This is a genomic window from Kitasatospora sp. GAS204B (assembly GCF_029892155.1).
GTDB lineage: Bacteria > Actinomycetota > Actinomycetes > Streptomycetales > Streptomycetaceae > Kitasatospora.
Genome location: NZ_JARZAG010000073.1, coordinates 1 through 2,383, shown reverse-complemented (window position 1 = coordinate 2,383; position 2,383 = coordinate 1). Strand labels below are relative to the sequence as shown.

The following is a 2,383-nucleotide window of genomic DNA, read 5'->3' as shown; positions in this document are numbered from 1 at the left end:
CCTCGCGCTTTCACGGATGACGGAGACTGCTAGCAGGCGGTGAGGTGGGTTATCCCGCTGACCTGGCACGATGTGCTCCCGCTTCGAGACGGCAATAGCTTCGAGCCCTGCACCTACTGGATGCGGTACGCATCGGATGGCGGACCGCAGCGCAAAGGCTAGAGGCCCAGGTTGGCCGCGAAGACGGAGAAGGCGGGTGCCACTATGCGCCAATCGCATAGACGCGGGTTCGTCCAGAAGTCACTGCCCACGACACGGGGGTCCAACGGGTCGGTCCGGTAGTCCAGCGCGAGAGCAACATCGTCCCCGGGCATGCTGTTCACTGCGATGAAAACTGCCTGTTCGACGTCCAGCCAGGGCAGTTCCACCGGCGCACTGAGGGTGCTGCCCCGCGCCTTCCGGAAGAAGGCGAGGGACGGGTCATCGGCGAACATGTCCATCGAACTGGACTCCCACTCCATCTCTGGCGCACTGGTCAGAAAGTCGAGCGGGTCCTCGAACCACGGAATGACCTTCGCCAGCGTGATCGCGCCTGGATGGTGCCACCGGCCCTGGGCGAGCAGGGACGTCAACTGTGCAGGCAGGTCCAGTCCACGGACCGTCAAATGCTCCATGGCGGACAGCGTGGCACAGCAGTGACTGCGATCGCTGCCGGGCATTCGACGTCCTTCGAGACACTCCCACACGCTGGATCAGCCGACCTCAGGCAGGCACACTCTCACACCCTGCCGTCGGGCCCGTGGGCGTCCGACCCTTGATCAAATAAGTGGAGAGCGCTTCTGACCTGCAACGATGGGACTTGTCTAGGGTCCTGTCCGCTGCAAGGAAAGAAGCACTCTCCAAGTGAACAAGCGTATCGGGTCGTATCCCCCTGTCCGTGTCCAGGGCGACGGCGGAGCGGTGGTCTCGCGGGCAGGCGGGGTGCTACTGCTGGAGACTGTCCGCAAGTCCGGTCTGGACACGGCGATATCGGCGGCGTTGACACCGTGGCGCAAGCCGCGTGCGGTGCACGACCCGGGCAAGATCCTGCTGGACCTCGCCCTGGCGGTGGCGATGGGCGGGGACTGCCTGTCCGACGTTGCCGTGTTGCGGGCCGAGCCGCAGGTGTTCGGGCCGGTGGCCTCCGACCCCACCGTGTCCAGGCTGGTCGAGACCCTGGCCGCGGCCGGACCCCGCGCGCTGACCGCGATCCGCCGGGCGAGGGCCGAAGTCCGCGAACGGGTGTGGAAGCTGGCCGGCACCGACGCCCCTGACGCTGGTGGCCAGGTCATCGTGGACATCGACGGGGTCCTGGTGCTGGCGCACTCCGAGAAGCAGGATGCGACCGCGACATGGAAGCGGACCTTCGGGCACCACCCGCTGGTCGCGTTCGTCGACCACGGAGCGCCCGGGTCCGGGGAGCCGGTGGCGGGGCTGCTGCGGCCGGGCAACGCGGGCAGCAACACCGCCGCCGACCACATCACCACCACCAAGCTCGCCCTGGCCCAGCTGCCCAAGCACTACCGGCGCGGCCGACGGACCCTGATCCGCACGGACTCCGCCGGCGGCACCCATGAGTTCCTGAACTGGCTCACCGCGCGCGGACGGTGGCTGTCCTTCTCGGTCGGGATGACGATCACCGACGCGGTCCACCACGCTGTGCTGCACGTCCCGGCACCAGCCTGGACACCAGCGGTCGAACCCGGCGGCCAGGTCCGCGACGGCGCCTGGGTGGCCGAACTGGCCGGCGACGTCCTCAAGGGCTGGCCGACGGGGATGCGGCTGATCGTGCGCAAGGAACGGCCCCACCCCGGAGCCCAGTTGAGGTTCACCGACGCCGACGGCATGCGTCTGACGTGCTTCGCCACCAACACCACTGGCACCGCGATCGCGGCCCTGGAACTGCAGCACCGCCAACGCGCCCGCGCCGAGGACCGCATCCGCGCCGCCCGTGACACCGGCCTGCGCAACCTCCCCATGCACCATGCCGCGCAGAACCAGGTCTGGCTGGAGATCGTCCAGATCGCCCTGGACCTGCTGGCCTGGATGCCCATGCTCGCCCTGACCGGCCAAGCCCGCCGCTGGGAACCCAAACGCCTGCGGCTGCGGCTGTTCTCCACCGCCGCCCGCCTGGTCACCACCGGCCGCCGACGCATCCTCCGCCTGACCCGCCATTGGCCCTGGACTGACGTGATCACCACAGCCTTCAGCAGGCTGCAAGCACTGCCGAACCCCGGCTGACCAGCAACGACGACCCATCCCAACGAGCAGCCGAACGCCTCCGGAGCCGTGGAACCCGGCGCACACCCGACGCGACAGCCGGGCCCTCGGCCTGCCCACCACTACCCGGACAAGTCGAAATGGCCCGTCGAACGCACCGACGGACCGTCACGAAAGATCGAGG

Annotated in this window: 2 protein-coding genes; one reads left to right on the top strand and one right to left on the bottom strand. The window is 68.5% G+C overall.

The window, feature by feature from the left end:
* Positions 1-158 precede the first annotated feature (158 nt).
* Positions 159-659 carry a hypothetical protein gene (locus P3T41_RS36815; RefSeq protein ID WP_280695019.1) on the bottom strand — a complete coding sequence of 167 codons (501 nt, stop codon included), beginning with the start codon at positions 657-659 and terminating at the stop codon, positions 159-161.
* Between the two features lie 184 nt (positions 660-843).
* On the opposite strand from P3T41_RS36815, the gene P3T41_RS36810 reads away from it, so the two are divergent.
* Positions 844-2,220 carry an IS1380 family transposase gene (locus P3T41_RS36810; protein ID WP_280695018.1) on the top strand — a complete coding sequence of 459 codons (1,377 nt, stop codon included), beginning with the start codon at positions 844-846 and terminating at the stop codon, positions 2,218-2,220.
* Positions 2,221-2,383: the final 163 nt, after the last annotated feature.

Excerpts from the sequence above, each read along its gene's own strand:
- P3T41_RS36815 (WP_280695019.1), bottom strand. The coding sequence starts at position 659 with ATGCCCGGCAGCGATCGCAGTCACTGCTGTGCCACGCTGTCCGCCATG.